15 protein-coding genes are annotated in these 15,486 nt (G+C 37.8%); 9 read left to right on the top strand and 6 right to left on the bottom strand.

Annotation, left to right across the window (positions count from 1 at the left end; all coding sequences use genetic code 11):
* Positions 1-2: 2 nt before the first annotated feature.
* On the bottom strand, positions 3-713 hold the full coding sequence (gene cas1, locus L8106_RS14645; protein WP_009785113.1) for a CRISPR-associated endonuclease Cas1: 711 nt from the start codon (positions 711-713) through the stop codon (positions 3-5).
* Positions 714-774: 61 nt separating this feature from the next.
* Between cas1 and L8106_RS14640 the strand changes: the two genes are divergently transcribed.
* Positions 775-1,179 carry a GIY-YIG nuclease family protein gene (locus tag L8106_RS14640; protein WP_009785112.1) on the top strand — a complete coding sequence of 135 codons (405 nt, stop codon included), beginning with the start codon at positions 775-777 and terminating at the stop codon, positions 1,177-1,179.
* A 493-nt stretch (positions 1,180-1,672) separates the two neighbouring features.
* Here the strand turns inward: L8106_RS14640 and L8106_RS14630 are convergent, their stop codons facing one another.
* On the bottom strand, positions 1,673-2,323 hold the full coding sequence (locus L8106_RS14630; RefSeq protein ID WP_009785110.1) for a nuclease-related domain-containing protein: 651 nt from the start codon (positions 2,321-2,323) through the stop codon (positions 1,673-1,675).
* A gap of 854 nt (positions 2,324-3,177) precedes the next feature.
* Here L8106_RS14630 and L8106_RS29630 point away from each other — a divergent pair.
* The 3 genes from L8106_RS29630 to L8106_RS14610 all read left to right on the top strand — a co-directional run bounded on the left by L8106_RS29630 (position 3,178) and on the right by L8106_RS14610 (position 11,143).
* Positions 3,178-4,272 carry a peptidoglycan-binding protein gene (locus L8106_RS29630; protein WP_009785109.1) on the top strand — a complete coding sequence of 365 codons (1,095 nt, stop codon included), beginning with the start codon at positions 3,178-3,180 and terminating at the stop codon, positions 4,270-4,272.
* Between the two features lie 131 nt (positions 4,273-4,403).
* Positions 4,404-7,403 (top strand): S8 family serine peptidase, encoded by a 3,000-nt coding sequence (locus tag L8106_RS14615; protein ID WP_083798414.1) that lies wholly within the window; start codon positions 4,404-4,406, stop codon positions 7,401-7,403.
* Positions 7,404-7,654: 251 nt separating this feature from the next.
* Positions 7,655-11,143, top strand: a complete 3,489-nt coding sequence (locus tag L8106_RS14610) for an AAA-like domain-containing protein (protein WP_009785106.1) — start codon at positions 7,655-7,657, stop codon at positions 11,141-11,143.
* Positions 11,144-11,397: 254 nt separating this feature from the next.
* On the opposite strand, the gene L8106_RS14605 is transcribed toward L8106_RS14610, so the two are convergent.
* Positions 11,398-11,628: a hypothetical protein gene (locus L8106_RS14605; protein ID WP_009785105.1), complete on the bottom strand. Its 231-nt coding sequence runs from the start codon at positions 11,626-11,628 to the stop codon at positions 11,398-11,400.
* 231 nt (positions 11,629-11,859) lie between these two features.
* Here L8106_RS14605 and L8106_RS32210 point away from each other — a divergent pair, with 231 nt between their 5' ends.
* The 4 genes from L8106_RS32210 (at position 11,860) to L8106_RS14590 (ending at position 14,003) form a co-directional block, all read left to right on the top strand.
* Positions 11,860-12,048: a hypothetical protein gene (locus L8106_RS32210; RefSeq protein WP_009785104.1), complete on the top strand. Its 189-nt coding sequence runs from the start codon at positions 11,860-11,862 to the stop codon at positions 12,046-12,048.
* Positions 12,049-12,445: 397 nt separating this feature from the next.
* The gene (locus L8106_RS32205; protein WP_009785102.1) at positions 12,446-12,592 is read left to right on the top strand and encodes a hypothetical protein; all 147 of its coding nucleotides are present in this window, start codon (positions 12,446-12,448) and stop codon (positions 12,590-12,592) included.
* 134 nt (positions 12,593-12,726) lie between these two features.
* A complete protein-coding gene (locus L8106_RS14595; RefSeq protein ID WP_009785101.1) occupies positions 12,727-13,275 on the top strand; it encodes a GUN4 domain-containing protein in 549 nt (182 codons plus the stop codon).
* A 287-nt stretch (positions 13,276-13,562) separates the two neighbouring features.
* Positions 13,563-14,003 (top strand): hypothetical protein, encoded by a 441-nt coding sequence (locus L8106_RS14590; RefSeq protein ID WP_009785100.1) that lies wholly within the window; start codon positions 13,563-13,565, stop codon positions 14,001-14,003.
* Between the two features lie 16 nt (positions 14,004-14,019).
* On the opposite strand, the gene L8106_RS32200 is transcribed toward L8106_RS14590, so the two are convergent.
* From L8106_RS32200 to tnpA, 3 genes are all read right to left on the bottom strand, one after another.
* A complete protein-coding gene (locus tag L8106_RS32200) occupies positions 14,020-14,226 on the bottom strand; it encodes a hypothetical protein (RefSeq protein ID WP_156803681.1) in 207 nt (68 codons plus the stop codon).
* Positions 14,227-14,351: 125 nt separating this feature from the next.
* A complete protein-coding gene (locus L8106_RS30565) occupies positions 14,352-14,522 on the bottom strand; it encodes a hypothetical protein (protein WP_009785099.1) in 171 nt (56 codons plus the stop codon).
* 106 nt (positions 14,523-14,628) lie between these two features.
* Positions 14,629-15,033, bottom strand: a complete 405-nt coding sequence (tnpA, locus tag L8106_RS14580; protein WP_009782306.1) for an IS200/IS605 family transposase — start codon at positions 15,031-15,033, stop codon at positions 14,629-14,631.
* Between the two features lie 54 nt (positions 15,034-15,087).
* On the opposite strand from tnpA, the gene L8106_RS14575 reads away from it, so the two are divergent.
* Positions 15,088-15,459, top strand: a complete 372-nt coding sequence (locus tag L8106_RS14575; RefSeq protein ID WP_009785098.1) for a helix-turn-helix domain-containing protein — start codon at positions 15,088-15,090, stop codon at positions 15,457-15,459.
* Positions 15,460-15,486: the final 27 nt, after the last annotated feature.

The following is a 15,486-nucleotide window of genomic DNA, read 5'->3' as shown; positions in this document are numbered from 1 at the left end:
ATTTAACGGTTCAGGTAAGGTTGATATTGATTAGCCGAATCATAAACAAACCGCTTAAAGACTTTAACTTGTTGGTTAATTAAATCCCAACGAGGTTGAGAATCTCCCGAATTACTAGACACTTTTTCTTCCATCCGCAATACAAAAGCCTTTAAATATTTGACTCGTCCTGAATTATTGAGATAACAGCCACCGTTGCGATATTCAAAATCGGCTTCAGCATTAACTATTTTTCGGTTAATCAAATACAACACAAGAGAATCAACAATCGGTGCGCGAAATTCTTCTATCAAATCCGAAGCCAAAGCTGCATGGCGTTCACTAGCTTGATGCAAACACCCAAAGTAAGGATCGAGTCCCTGAAGTTCAATCAAACTATAGATGTGATTCCATAGGACTTGATACCCAAAACTTAATAAAGCGTTGGTCGGATTTCCGGGTGGACGTTTAGAGCGTTCGGTGAATACAAATTCTGAATTGCTGATAGAAGTTCCAAAGGCCTTAAAATACACAGCCGCTCCCGCTCCTTCTAAGCCCATCAATCGTTCCCAAGTTTCGGAGTTTCTTGCCTTCTCTGTCAAGTAATTTAAACTCTTAATCGCTAAATCAAGAATTTCAGAAGGTTTACGGCGATATTGACGTTGCAAAAGGGTTCGAGAATTCTTCAGTTTGGCTTGCACAATTTGACAGGCAACTAATAATTTATCCTTCACCGAAAGTTGTTGGATATTTGACCATCAGCAAACCGTTCTCAACAGTCCACCGCCTCAACAAATGAGTTTGTTTGACCTCAAGCCCAATCACTGCGACCCCGAACAAATTAACCCGTTTACCCTGAGACTTGAGCATCCAGAATTTTTCACCAGACCCGATGATGGCAATCGCACTTGTCTCTATTTCGTCATAGATAATACCTTGCCCTTGCTGCTATACGTTGGGGAAACCAAACAAACCCCGAAGGAACGTTGGCCAGGAGTTCACGACTGTCGAGAATATATTGAGAATTATCTGGCTCTAAACTACCAATATCAGATTAAAACCTTTGTGGGAATCGGCTTTTGGTGGGATACTCCGATTGATAGGAAGGCACGGCAACAGTTAGAACAGAAGTTAATTCAACGGTGGAAGTCGCCATTTAATAAAGAGTGTTGGAAATGGTGGGGGAAGCCGTTTGGGTAGGTTGTTCTAGAGAATTATTCGATAACAATAGAGTTGTTTTATCGTCAAAAAGCCATCGATATTAGATTCATTATAAAGGTTAGGGTAACAATCACTCCAACTATTATTAATGATGTTATCATTCCAGCATATATCAGGTAAAAATGCGTTTTGAACGCTAATCCGATAGCACCCGAACAATTCAGATTTTGGAAAAATAGCGGAGCGAACAAAACTGGAATAAAGTAGAAGTGTATCAGTACAAAGCAAATTACCCCTCTCCAAAACCACCCAGTTGATTTGTAAAACCGAAGGTGATTTTTCCAGATAACCAATCCGAAAATTATTAAAATTAGAATACCAATAATTAGAAGAAATAGTTGAGAGTCCATAATTTAACAAATTTTAAGTTTTTCGAGAATGGCTAACAAAAGGTGTGCTTATTTCTACATCAACTCAATCCATGACTTTTATGAAAATCCAGCCATCTGGTCTGGAATTGTTGTGGAAAACTTCAACTAGCAACATCAAAACCATCACTGTCTTCTAATTCCCGCAGAACAGGAAACCGCCCCGACCCGAACAAACACAGCACATCCTGGGCGCGAGTCATTGAAACGTAAAGTTCCCGTCTGGCTTCAGCTTCATCACCAACACCGAACTGTTGAACCCAAAGAACAATCACGGCTTTGAACTCCAAACCGAGTGCTGACTTAACAGTAATTAACCGAACTCCGGGGTGACGGCTGCTGTAATTGCTGGTCATTATCGCCCCAACGCCAATAGGAAACGCCAGCTTTCCTTGATAATCTCCATCATCCTGACAGAGAATTGAATAACCTTTGAGCTTGTTCATCAGAGCGTCTTGATAACCCTTCCCCTGCCTCAGTGGGGACTGTTGGAGTTCAATCTGTCCGCCGGGTTGTTCAATTTCAAAGTTTTGGTCACTAGCCCGTAAAATCTGACTCGCACTCCAACCTTTCACCTCAAGAATTAATAGTCCCAGTGTTGGCCCCCAAATAATGAAATCGGGATACAAACCTTTAACGTTGGGTTCGTAATATACATAACAATCATCGGGTAATTCATCTCTGAGAGTTTGAAATAATCGCTTCTCTCCACTACTGGCTTTTGAAGGCGTACAATCTGGAACCATTAACGCCATAGTTGCTCCCTTAATTGATTTTTAAAACAATAAAAGATTGATTCATACTTCTAGATTACGCCCAATTGGAAGCCAGCCACATCAGGGAATATGCGGATTTTAAAAACTGTAACGGCTCATAAAAAAACCCTGACCAATCAAGCCAGGGGTTACAAAATGGTTACTGCTAATTAAGGAGTTTCAGCCGAGTTAAAGAGAGAGCATGACTTTCAGTTAAAAACTACTATATTGTTTAAGGTTTGAGTAAACTGTTGGTGGCAATTCAGATGGTTTGTTTTTCATCTTGTTTTTAATATAAACCCAGACAACCTTAAAAATCTACGTGGAAATTACGGAACTTTTGAAAATTAAAAAGTTCATCGTTCTCCGTGAAATTACTGAGAGTTGAGAATGATATTGGCTAGAGAAGATATGACCCCAAGGGCAACCCCGTGATTTGACTTGGCAATTCCCTCTCCATGACGCTCTAATCAAGTCCAGCCTCCGAGTCGGTTCTGTTGGACTCACCTTCAATTTGTAATGATTAAATCGGCAACCTGTACTTTGGGTTAGGTAAAAAACTAACCCATTGGTTAGTACGTTTCTTGGATATCTCTCTGTAGTCTGGTTTTACTGTGGGAAATTAACTTTGCAGACAGGTCGATAAATGTCCAAATATCTTGAAAATTGCTAATGCTTGAAAAATTCATAAAAATTGGGTGAAAAGTTCGGGGAATCCCCGAAGTCAAATCACTTCCCAAATTGCTCAAACTCAAGACTGACGGAGATTAAAGCTGGAGAACTTGCTATTTGCTTGGGTGCAGTTAATCTAAATATTCTGAAGATAACAAAGAATACAAGCAGGGGGAAATCCAATGGATACTCTATCGTGCATCTATATTTGGTTAGCCTGGGAAGAACAGTCAGAGGTTCCGAGTATTGAGCTTTCCTCTGTTCCCGGTTTACTAATTTTGATTTTGATTCTCTCTCCTTTAATAGAGTTACATCCGGTGATCACGGCTGAAGTCTTGAGAAGGGGAAATTACAGTCAAAATGTCGTTACATTGCAGAAGGATCTCAAGCAAGCCTATTGTTTTCCAGGGGATCTTCGCAGCACGGGCTATTATGGACAGACCACTGAAAAAGCGGTGAAACAACTCCAACGAATTCATGCGCTACAAGTCGATGGAATTGCTGGAAAGCAAACCCGCAGTGCTTTAGAAGCCTATAAAACTTGCTTTCTCAAATATAGAAGTCAAGGGGAGGAAGTAAAAAAGCTTCAGCAACAATTGAATAATTGGGGGTTTTCCGCAGGAACAGTGGATGGGATTTTTGGGAGAAAAACTCGTGCGGCAGTGATTCGTTTTCAAAAATATCAGGGTTTAAAGCCGGATGGTATTGTTGGCCCGAAGACAACACAAGCTTTGTGGAAACCTCGAACTCAAGTTTCGCAAACCCCGACTACAACTATTGAAAACAATAATCCTGCTGAAAATGATAATCAAGCTTCGGAGACACCTGAAACTCCAATCTCGCAAACATTCGCTACAGTTGCTCAAAACGATAACAACGAAACAGCCCCACTCATTACCTGGAGTACAAGTTATTTTAGTCCCCAATATCCACCCGAAAAGCGCTGCGACATTGTGTCTAGGAAATTAACTTTAGCAGTCAAAGCAAAAAGCGGAAGCTTACAAAATATAAGCTGCAAGATTGTACCTCAACCATTATCTAATGAATCAACTTCTGAAGTTACTGCAAATAGTGAAGGTTTACAAAAACTACTCCTGACAATTGGCACTGTTAACAGTTTGACTGTTATTTGTTCTGTCGATACCGAACAAGAAGCTTGTAATAGCGATAATATGCTGTTCACCCTAAAACCTGAAAATGCAAGTAGAACAGACGAAGTTATAGCTCAAATTTTGAACTTCAGTGTTACGGGTTCTGGTCGCCCCATACAGGAGTAAAACAGACGACTAGATATTGGATTAGATCCACTTAATCAGATTGAAAATGCTAAGACGATCAACAGTTAATCTGAGCCTCACCTTCATGTACAACCTATAAGAAAAAACTCTATATAACTAACACCAAAACCATGTTTAGAAGAAATGAATCGTCCGAAAGAAATAGATCATCCAGAAGAAAAAAAGTTTTCATAGTAATTGCCATCTTTTCTTGCATATTTGCTTTGACTTTACCCCTAATTTTAAGAGAAATCCAATCCAGCCCACCGAAACCATCCATTGAAGTGGATGGATCGCTCCGAATCATTGAGAGCAGTTTGCCAGGATGCAAACAGGGATATTACGACGTTAGGGGTCAATTCAATAAAGATTTTACTCAGTTCACTCTCAATGAGGCGAAGGGAGCAGAAGGATGTTTTAGTTCTGTACCCGTGCAGTTGTTTACCGTACCAGGATTGAAGAGTGGAGGAAAACCCATAGAATTTAAAAACAATGCGGGGCCTGGAGGAAATCGAATTACAGGTGAGGTTTCACGGGTTGTGGGTTCTTTCACAAGTAAAATTAATTATCCAGATGCAGGTGATAATACCTTTGCTTTTCTGGCATTAAATTCAAAGAATTTAAAAGTTCGTGGTTTTTCTGAAGAAGATGAGTTGTCTCTAAAGGGACAAACAGCGTCAGAGACTAAAGGATCGGAAGCCTTGCCTGAACGTATTCCTAATCCTGTTACAGAAGACCAACTGAAGAGAGACACTCGTCCAGACAGTGATACCAGTGGGCTAGTTGTAGTTCAAAATCAATTGGAAGTTGTTTTTTCTGATGATGCCACAGTTGAAGAAATTCAAGCTGCAATTAAAGCAACGGGAGCAAAGATTATTAGTTCTACTCCAGGAGTGAGTGTTGTAACGCTCGAAATTCCAAATACAGGAGACTTAAATGGGATAGATAGGGTAGAGAAAATCTTATCAAACTATCCATTTGTTGTTACAACTGTCCCTGTCATTATGGACGAAGCTCCACAAAGTTCAATTAATGAATTTCCAGAACCAAGATCAAAAACTTTATCACCTTTCTCTAAAGCAGTAGGAAATCTTTTTGGTTTATCTCATCAACTTATATCTAAAAGCTCGTCCCAAAATTTGCAGACTAACAGTACTGCCCAGAATTATCCTAAAGAATTTATTCCCCAATATTTAAAGGTAACGAAAGCCGTGATCTTGGAAAATGATAATATAAATTATAAAAGACCAATTCAACTAGGTTCTAATCCACCCAATCTTTTTGTAGTAGATTACTTCTCGGAGCCAATGAATCAGGATGTTAATCTTCGCAACCCAGTTCATAGACAATCGATGGGATTTGTAATCGCTCAAAATTATAAACAAGGTTTTGATTGGATTCAAGACCAGTTCAAAAGATGGTTGAATTTACCCCAAAGCAATGATGAAAACTTGTTTAATATATACCAACCTGTTAAAGAATCATTTGATTTATTTCAAGGCGATGAACAATTGCTTTCTATATACCAATCTTCTAAACAATTGATCTCTAAAAAATTGTCATATTCATCCAAATTAAGTGTTGATAAAATCTTTAAAAATACGGAGGACATTATAAAAGACCAACTAAACCACGAAAATATTGCCTTCTTTAGCAGTATTTTTCCCCATGATACAATACGTGATTGTTCTATACCCCTATTTATCAGAAAAAAGCCAAATTGTAAAGGATGGATTGATTATTTTAAAAATATGTTTTACAGTAGAGTTTATTTAGTTGTAAATGGACTACAAAACCATAATTGTTTTCTAGCTCGTTGGATTGTAAATGAGTTAGAAGATATAGCAGATAAAGTAAAAAATAGTCATGGTTTTCTAGTGAGTGGTATTATGGCAGCTCGGTCAAATGGAAATAATATCATTGGAATGTATCCCAGCCAAAATGCACCAATTTTTGCTCTTAATGCCAAACGGATCTGGGAGGATAACCTTCTACAGATACTTAAAGAAAAGAAGGGTAATCACGTTGTGAATTTTTCCGGAGGAATAAACAGCGTATCAGCTAGTGAAGAAGATAAAATAAACAGAAGAAAGAGTCAAGCCATAAGCTCAGTAAATAAAATACGTGATCGAAACTTAGAAAATAGAGTTTTATTGGTTCAATCTGCTGGAAACGATAATAAGATGAAAAATAAGAAGCGTCGTGAACTATTAAGAGGTGAATATAACGGTAAGTGGGCATCAGCAGGTCTGCTAGAGGATTTGAACAGAGGAAAGATTTCGCCTCTTAAAAACGTTCTAGTTGTAGAATCTCTAGATGTAACAGGGAAAGGATGTTCAGTAAAGCAAGATCCTGATAGTGATGAACTTAAAGCATCTTGTGGTAATGGCGATTATGCTCCCACATCTAATATTATTTCTAACCAGAAATTAGCTGTCCGAGCATTTGGAGAAACAACAACAAATTGCCCACTCGATATTAGTAAAAAAGGTTTTCCTGCTTTGACTAGCGGAAATAGGATAGAATGTAAAACAGGTGGTGGAACCTCATCTGCTGCACCTCAAGTTGCTGGATTAGCCGCTTGGTTGTGGAGCTGGGACTCCACTCTCACTGCTCCTGAATTAGCCGATTTGATTAGGAAAACTCAAGATAATTTTCAACTACTAGATGAAAATGGTGAACCCAAGTTTGACAGTAAAGGCAAACCTATAATGTCAAGTGTTACCGCAATCAACGTCGAAAAAGCTCTAAGTGCAATACGGGAGCGTTTAGGAGTGTCATCAAACGATGAGTTAGCACTATTAAAGGAGCAAAAAGTGTCATCAAAGTTTGAGTTAGAGGTATTGCAAAAATACAAACAGCAATTTATCTGCGTAAACACTCAAGAATTTTCCAAAGCAAAGTTTGAAGAACAATCTACCGAGGGGTTATTGACGGGGGAACTTTTAAAAGAAATGGCAAAAAATCAGGAATCGTGCGTTAATCAAAATGAAATTGGGAATGTAGACTTGTCCAATCTGACAGGAGTTGTTCATACGATAGAAAGACAGGGCAACCGAGTGATTTTAGTGGTGGGGGTGGGGTTGCGCTCTGAATACAATTATAAAGATAATATTGAGCCTTCAGAATAAATTTTAACAAACACTATACCATAAGCTGTTAAGCATTTAGATTGGGGTATCGAGCATTCCTGAAAGTCAATAGAGAATAGAAGACGGGGAACAAACATATTACAGTTTAAATGTCGAACAGCTTAATAACTTTTTACTTAGTTTAACTATCTTCCAAAAACTTTTTGACAATTAATTTATTGAATATGGTAAACAATTTTACAAAACTAGAAGCCTATCTGTAACATTAAAGTACATTAGCTTGAGGAAAAATGACTTATCCAACTCGATCTAACTTTAACTATCAAATAGGAGGAAGTCTACCTCCAGACTCGCCAACCTATGTAAAAAGACAAGCCGATGAAATCTTTTATCAAAAACTAAAAGCGGGGGAATTCTGCTATGTTTTCAACTGCCGTCAGATGGGTAAATCTAGCTTAAGAGTTAGAACAATGCAGCGACTCCAAAGCGAAGGGTTTGCTTGCGTGTCGATAGATATTACCGGAATAGGAACGTCTGATATTACGCCGGAACAGTGGTATTTAAGTGTAATTGATGAGATAATAGATAGTCTAGAGCTTTATGAAATTTTTGATTTAGAAGACTGGTGGCAAAGTCTTCACTCTCTGTCTATCATTCACAAATTTAGTAAATTTTTTAGCGATAAACTTTTACAACTTGCCTCTCAAAATATTGTTATTTTTATTGACGAAATTGATAGTATTATCAGCTTGCCGTTTAATATTGATGACTTTTTTGCCGTGATTCGGGACTTCTACAATAAACGCGCCGATGAACCCATTTATAAACGTCTAAATTTTGGCTTATTAGGTGTCGCAAAACCAGAAGATTTAATTCGAGATCAGCGGCGAACACCTTTTAATATTGGTCAAGCCATAGAACTCTGCGGCTTTCAACTTAACGAAGCAGAACCGCTCAAAACTGGGTTTATTTCTAAAAGCCAGAATCCCCAAGCAGTGTTAGAAGAGGTGCTGTATTGGACAAGCGGACAACCCTTCTTAACGCAGAAAGTTTGTAAACTTATTATGGAATCTTCATCCGAAATCACGCTCGGAAATGAAGCGAAGTGGGTAGCGGAATTGGTACAGAAGAAAATTATCAATCAATGGGAATCTCAAGATACTCCCGAACATTTACGAACCCTACGTGACCGACTATTATACTGTAGCAGAAAAAGCACTGGATGTTTATTAGGACTTTATCAACAAATCCTACAAGATCAGGAAATTTCTGTCGATAATAGCTCCGAACAAATGACTTTGCAACTCACGGGATTGGTGCTAAAAACACAGGGAAAACTCCGAGTTTATAACCCTATTTATCAAGCTGTTTTTAACCTAAACTGGGTAGAAGAACAACTGGCTAAATTACGACCCTACGCCGAAACTTTGAACGCTTGGGAGAAATCTAATCGCCAAGATGAGTCCCGGTTGTTGAAAGGGGAAGCATTAGTTGAGGCAAAAAATTGGGCAACGGGAAAAAGCTTGAGTAACCAAGATTACCAGTTTCTTGCAGCAAGTGAACAACTTGATAAACAGGAAATTAAAGCCGCATTTGAAGCAAAGTTAGCCGCAGAAAAACAAGCTAATGAAATTTTAAAAAAAGCGAAAAAAAAGGCTTCTCTGATTTTAGGAATTACAATCGCCATATTGAGTTTATCTTGGGGAATCTCGGCTTTCTACTTCAAAAAAGCTAATGATAATCTAAACTTAGCAGAAATTAAAGTGTTAACTTCTCAATTTAAAGTGTTATTACTTTCCAATAATAAACTTGAGGCTTTAACAACTATTGTACAAGCGGGGAAAAAAGTGCAGAAGGCTCCAGCACCTCTTGCACTTAAAACACAGATTAAAGAATATATTCAGCAAACAATTCGTGATATAAAAGAATATAATCGACTAAATAGTGAGGGTTGGATTGTAACTGTGAGTCCTGATGGTCAAACCATAGCTTCAACAGGAGCAGATAATAGTGTGATTTTATGGAGTAAAAACGGCAAACTCCTGAAGATTATAGAAGGACATAAGGATAATATTGTGAAATTAAAGTTTAGTCCTGATGGCGAAATTTTAGCTTCTGCAAGTAAAGATAACACCATTATACTTTGGACTCCAGACGGCAATTTTATCAAGAAAATTACAGGACATAGTAAAGAAGTTACTGATATAAGTTTTAGCTTTAATAATCAGATGATTGCCTCAAGTAGCTATGATAAGACGGTTAAGCTTTGGAATCAAAATGGTAAATTACTCAAGACATTAGAAGGACATGAAGATGCTGTCTATGAAGTAAGTTTTAGTCCTGATGGTGAAATTTTAGCTTCGGGGGGTGCAGATAACAAGATTAGATTGTGGGATATTAATGGTAAGTTGCTCAAAGTCCTGGATGGACATCAAGACTGGGTTTCGAGCTTAACTTTCAGTCGAGATAGTCAGATGCTTGTTTCAGGAAGTTCCGACAGTACGGTTAAATTATGGAATCGTAATGGTACTCTCCTTAAAACTCTTTCCGGTCATACAGATACAATTTGGAGTATAAATTTTAGCTTTGATGATCAAACTTTGGCTTCTGCTAGTTCTGACAATACAATTATTCTTTGGCATCGCGATGGAACACAACTCACAACTCTAAAAGGACATACTGATAGAGTTACGAATCTTAGTTTTAGCCCAGATAACCAAACAATTGTATCGGCTAGTTTAGATAAAACAATTCGGTTCTGGAAATATGACAATCCTTTACTCAAAACTCTTGGGGGAGAGAACAAAAACATCGGACATCAAAATCAGATAACAACTGTTATTTTTGACTCCACAGGTCAGACAATTGCCTCTGCCAGTAAGGATGGGACAATTAAGTTGTGGAGTACGGATGGTTCTTTACTCAGAACTTTTTCTGGACATCGGACAACCGTTAAGGAAATTGCTTTCAGCCCAAATGGTCAGATGATTGCTTCTCCGAGTGAGGATGGGACAATTAAGTTGTGGAGTACGGATGGTTCTTTACTCAGAACTTTTTCTGGACATCAGAAGGATGTTAATAGTGTTAGTTTTAGCAAAGATGGTCAGGCTTTTGCCTCTGCTAGTAGTGATGAAACAATCAAGCTTTGGAAGTTAAATGGTCACTTATTGGTGACATTCAAAGGACATCAAACATCAGTTAATGATGCTATTTTCAGCTCTGATGGCAAGACTCTTATCTCCGCTAGTAGTGATGGCATTATAAAAATTTGGAACCTTAATGGTCAGTTACTAAAAACACTATTTGGACACGAAGAACATATTTTTAATCTCAGTGCTAGTCCGCACGATCCTATTTTTACTTCTGCTAGCAGTGACAACACACTGAAAATTTGGAATAATGACGGGACTCTTATCAAAACTCTTAAAGGACATAATTCTTCGGTATGGAGTGGAAATTTTAGCCCAGATGGACAATTCATTGCTTCTACAAGTGCCGATAAAACTATCAAAATCTGGAGTCTAGATGGAACTCAACTCAAAAGTATCCAGGATAATAGCTTTGCAGACTGGGGAGATGCTTCCTTTTCTCCTAACGTTCAGATGATTGTCTCAGCTAGCGATAATACCGTCAAACTTTGGAAACTTGATCTGAAAGACTTAGCAAAGTCAGCACAAACAATGAATAACCTTGATACTCTTTTAGAAAAAAGTTGTGACTGGTTAAGTGAGTATTTTGATTGCTTTCAATTACAAAAAAAAGAGAATAAACTCTTTTGACTAAAGTTCCCCCAGATAAAAAAATAGAATTCTTCTGTCTAGATATACGTGAGTATATTTCCCCGGACATTGATCGCCGTAACTATTATAACATAAGAATTCTATGCGTGTTTGAGTATATTTATAGAAGAAAACTTCAGTCTTAAGAAATTACTGACATTTTAAGCTGTTACTAATTTAGATTACAGATATCCGGCAAGCGAGACGCTTGCACTACAAAAATTTCAGACTTATGCCTGATGTTATTTAAGTGATTAACATGTTTTCTCATTCTCTTTACAATCATTTGAATCTGGTGAATCATCAGACTCTTGATGACAAGCATTTAAAACCATTACACTAGAAAGAATTAAAACAATTAATAAAAAACTATGAATTTTGGTTTTTTTAAAAAATATTGCTAGCCCAAAAAAGGTTTTATTAGTCGAACCTTCTTCATTGCTTTTGACTGCTTTGCCTTCTGCGAAAACTTGATTCTCGTGCATAGATTTATCCCTGATAAATTTATCCGCAATTCTAACTTTTCAAGATACCTTTTGGTTTTAGGATTAAGTGTATAAATTTATACTAAACTTCTAACAGTGATTCTACCTCCCAACAATTGAGAGAATTGATTTTACTGAAAGGTGATAAAACAACCATACTTGGATAAGCTTTAAAAATGCACTAGCCCATCGGTTAGTTTTTTACCTAGCCTAAAGTACAGGTGACTCTCTATGAACTCGGGGCTTATGCTCTGGGGAATTATGTCTCAGTCTCCCAGTCAGATTAATGAAGCCTTAATAAGTGATTATTTATTCAACTCAATAAAAACCTTAGCCTATCGGGGGTTGAGTAGTCGGTTCAGTAATTCTACGGAGAACAAGCTATTTTTTGATGCTTTTAAAATTATCAAATATCCGTAATTCTCCCGTAGATATCTAAGGTTATTCGGCTTATTGTTGAACATAGGAACAGAATTCACTTCTCTCATTCGAGTAACTAATCATGGTTGAACTCATTCTTAATGCTCTACTATTGCTCATTACAGGGTTCATTATCTGGAAAACTCACCTCTGGTTTTTCAAATCATCCGCATGGTTTTGGAGAGGGATAATTTGCGCTTTGCTAATGGGATTCTACTTTATTCCAATTTTCTTCGCACCGCTATTTTTCGAGGGTCTAGATTGGTTGAGTGCCATCGGACTAGCGTTCAAAACCAGCTTTTACTTCACACTAGCTGCAATTCCTGGACTATTAGCAGTATTAGGAATAGTCGTAGGTCTGTTTCAACTTGGGATAATTGCTCCAACGTCACTATAAATGACTGCTTTTAGGTTGTTGGTACTTCGTGACAGCTTAATCAGCGCCAGCGCCCGTTTGATGATTGGTTGGTATTTTGGCGGTGATCGCTTTGAGGAAGAAGGAGAATTTTTTCGGGTAACGGTGGATGATGCAATTTATCGTTAACTGATAAGAACTTGAGGCAGCTTGTGCTGAATTGTACAGGAATCTGGGACGCAATAATCGGTTTTCATAAAGTCGGCGGCGGGTTCAGATATAAATCTAGAACAAGTTTGATTTACTTGCGAGAGGAAAAATTAATGATAAACGATACGGATGTACTGAAAGTCGATTATTCACAGTTGGAGGAATTACTCAGGTTGGGGAAGTGGAAAGAAGCAGATTACGAAACGGCTCAAGTCATGCTAAAAGCAGCCAAGCGGGAGAAAGAAGGTTGGCTGAATATTTATGAATTTAAAGAATTTCCCTGTTCAAATCTGCAAATGATTGATCAACTTTGGGTAAAATACAGCGACGGGCGTTTTGGGTTCAGCGTGCAGAGGGAAATTTATCTTGAAAAATGTGGCGGTAAACTGGGTGAAGACTATCTTTGGAATGTGTATGAAGATGGCGGAGTCTTGAATGATTTCTACGACCAGGTGGGATGGCAAGACAACAAAGAGATAATATACGATTACAATGAATTAACTTTTGATATCTCAGCCCCTCGGGGACATCTCCCTTTTGGGTTTCGCTGGTACATTACTGGTGAGCAACGGAAGTCCGGCTGCAAGCGAGTTTACATGGGGATTAATCCGCATTTTTATTCTTCTGATATGATACCGAAGCTTATAGCCTGTAATATATAAGCAACTCAGGCTTTTGTCAATCCCCAATTTTGCATTAATTTTTCAGAATTTCATCGACTTTTCTGCAATTTGATACCTGGCACTCGACTGCTGTGTGTAAATTTAAGCTGTTTATTGCCAAAGATGCGGCGGAGTGACAACTTTTGCAGAAACAGGCTAGAAGCTGCAATATTTTAACGACGAAAAACTATTGAGTTTTAGCTGACAACGTTATACAAAAAAAGCTATTCATTAATAAAAAACTATTGTTTCTAGAAATAGCCAAAAATCTAATGAGTAATCCCTTTATGAACAGAACAGAAATCTGTGGACAAGCTGGAGTAAACATCTGCAATTTACCCTCGGCAGCAAAAGGCAAAGCATCCATGCAGTTGCGGGAGAATTGTCTTTCTATTAAAGTCCAAATAGACAAACATCAGGAATCTAGCGAAACAGTTTTACCATTTTCTAAAATTAATGGCGTAACGATTAATATAAACGGGCAGAGTTTTAATGAATTTTCCGGTAAATTTTCCTGGATACTTGTTTGCTTTGTAAACCTTGTTTTTTTTCCGAATCTATATAGACTTTATATTGTTTTGATGCTTTTGAATGCTATGAACATTTTAAAGAGACAAACTTGGCTTACCGTTTCCTCAAATGATCAAAAATATTTTATCTTTTTTAATCAATCAGAAATCATTCAATATAGGCAGTTTGCTCAAACCCTATTGTCGAAAATCAAATAATTTTTTTACCCAATCATTATTTTAGCACAATGCGCTTAGAAACTACCATGAAGTGCCAACTGAAATTAATTAACTGTATTAGAGGTAAAGCCGCGATCGCATTTTCAGGAATGGTGAAATTTTGAATATTCAAAATCATAACTATTGAGTTTAGGCGATCGCAATACATCAGAGATGGCTCAAAGATAGGTGTAATCCCGACTACTCTAGATGTCCAGTGCATCCAAACTCTACAGTTTAGAGGAGAGTTGCGTTCAGAATTCCGAATTGGAGAGTAAAATTAAAGAGATGATAATGAATCAACACCCACCATTGGGCGCATTTTGAGAAAAATCTTGCCCCCGAAACTTAAGGATTGAGATTTAAGATTATCTTGGTATCAACAAGTTGACCGTTACTGAGAATTCGTTCACCTGTGACCCAAACGTTCTGGGGCGTAAACTGATAGAACCGTCTGGGAGAATCACCCAAATAATCGGCGGCTGTTTTATTGTTTGCCTTTTTAGTTCGTTCACCCACCCATCTAATAATCCGTTGAGCTAATGGCGACAGCCCCGCGTTCTATCGAAGATGAACGTCGGGAAGGATAGCCCGACAAATTAAGGACTCGATGTCCGAAATTTTGTCAATTAGGAGTTTTTTGATTCTCAACATATTCTTTTAATTGTGAAACAGTTACACCTCCGCAACTAGCAATAAAATATGATTCATTCCATAAAACTGACTTTCTATAAACATCAGCTAATTCTGGAAATTCAGTTCTTAAACGACGACTGGTTATAGATTTTAAGTTACCTACAAACTTAGGTAATTCTAATTGTGGGTAATATTGGAAAAGCAAATGAATGTGGTCTGTTTCCCCATTAACTTCAATCATCTGACAATCCCATTTACGGCGTTCCCATATGATGGTTTGAAGTCGCTCTATTATAGCTCCTGTAAACACTTTACGTCGATACTTAGTTGTCAAAACCAAGTGGGCTTTTAAGTCTGATATTGCTCTCCCGCTAGAGACAAAATCATCTTTCATGTTGTCACCGTGCCTGTTTTATGTTACAGTCATTGTAACAGGTCGAGGTTTACCATGATAATTTCTTACCAATATCGTTTAAAACCTAATTACGAACAACGTTGTCGTCTCAACAGTTGGCTAGAAAAATTAAGGTGTCAGTACAATTATTTGTTAGCTGATAGATTTGATTGGTGGGAAAACAACAGAAATTACGTTAATTCTTGTCCTTTAGTTTGTAGTATTGCTGAACCTAGAGAACAACCAGAATACTATAAACAAAAAAGATCCCTTGTTCAATTAAAACAAGAGCGACCTTGGTATAAAGACATCCATGCTCATGTTTTGCAAGATATGGTCAAACGAGTCGATCTAGCTTTTAGTCGTTATATCAAGGGAGATAAAATGGAAAACGTAGCGGTAAGCCTCGATTTAAAGGAAGAATAGATATCGAACAATTGGGTTTCCTTCTAT

The organism is Lyngbya sp. PCC 8106 (assembly GCF_000169095.1).
Lineage (GTDB): Bacteria > Cyanobacteriota > Cyanobacteriia > Cyanobacteriales > Microcoleaceae > Capilliphycus.
Note: the sequence above shows the minus strand (reverse complement) of the source record. Positions and strands in the feature narration are given on the sequence as shown.

Bases quoted from the DNA above. Each gene is read 5' to 3' on its own strand.
- L8106_RS14640 (WP_009785112.1), top strand. From the start codon at position 775: ATGAGTTTGTTTGACCTCAAGCCCAATCACTGCGACCCCGAACAAATT.
- L8106_RS14630 (WP_009785110.1), bottom strand. From the start codon at position 2,323: ATGGCGTTAATGGTTCCAGATTGTACGCCTTCAAAAGCCAGTAGTGGA.
- L8106_RS29630 (WP_009785109.1), top strand. From the start codon at position 3,178: ATGGATACTCTATCGTGCATCTATATTTGGTTAGCCTGGGAAGAACAG.
- L8106_RS14615 (WP_083798414.1), top strand. From the start codon at position 4,404: ATGTTTAGAAGAAATGAATCGTCCGAAAGAAATAGATCATCCAGAAGA.
- L8106_RS14610 (WP_009785106.1), top strand. From the start codon at position 7,655: ATGACTTATCCAACTCGATCTAACTTTAACTATCAAATAGGAGGAAGT.
- L8106_RS14605 (WP_009785105.1), bottom strand. From the start codon at position 11,628: ATGCACGAGAATCAAGTTTTCGCAGAAGGCAAAGCAGTCAAAAGCAAT.
- L8106_RS32210 (WP_009785104.1), top strand. From the start codon at position 11,860: ATGAACTCGGGGCTTATGCTCTGGGGAATTATGTCTCAGTCTCCCAGT.
- L8106_RS32205 (WP_009785102.1), top strand. From the start codon at position 12,446: ATGACTGCTTTTAGGTTGTTGGTACTTCGTGACAGCTTAATCAGCGCC.
- L8106_RS14595 (WP_009785101.1), top strand. From the start codon at position 12,727: ATGATAAACGATACGGATGTACTGAAAGTCGATTATTCACAGTTGGAG.
- L8106_RS14590 (WP_009785100.1), top strand. From the start codon at position 13,563: ATGAACAGAACAGAAATCTGTGGACAAGCTGGAGTAAACATCTGCAAT.
- L8106_RS32200 (WP_156803681.1), bottom strand. From the start codon at position 14,226: ATGCACTGGACATCTAGAGTAGTCGGGATTACACCTATCTTTGAGCCA.
- tnpA (WP_009782306.1), bottom strand. From the start codon at position 15,033: ATGAAAGATGATTTTGTCTCTAGCGGGAGAGCAATATCAGACTTAAAA.
- L8106_RS14575 (WP_009785098.1), top strand. From the start codon at position 15,088: ATGATAATTTCTTACCAATATCGTTTAAAACCTAATTACGAACAACGT.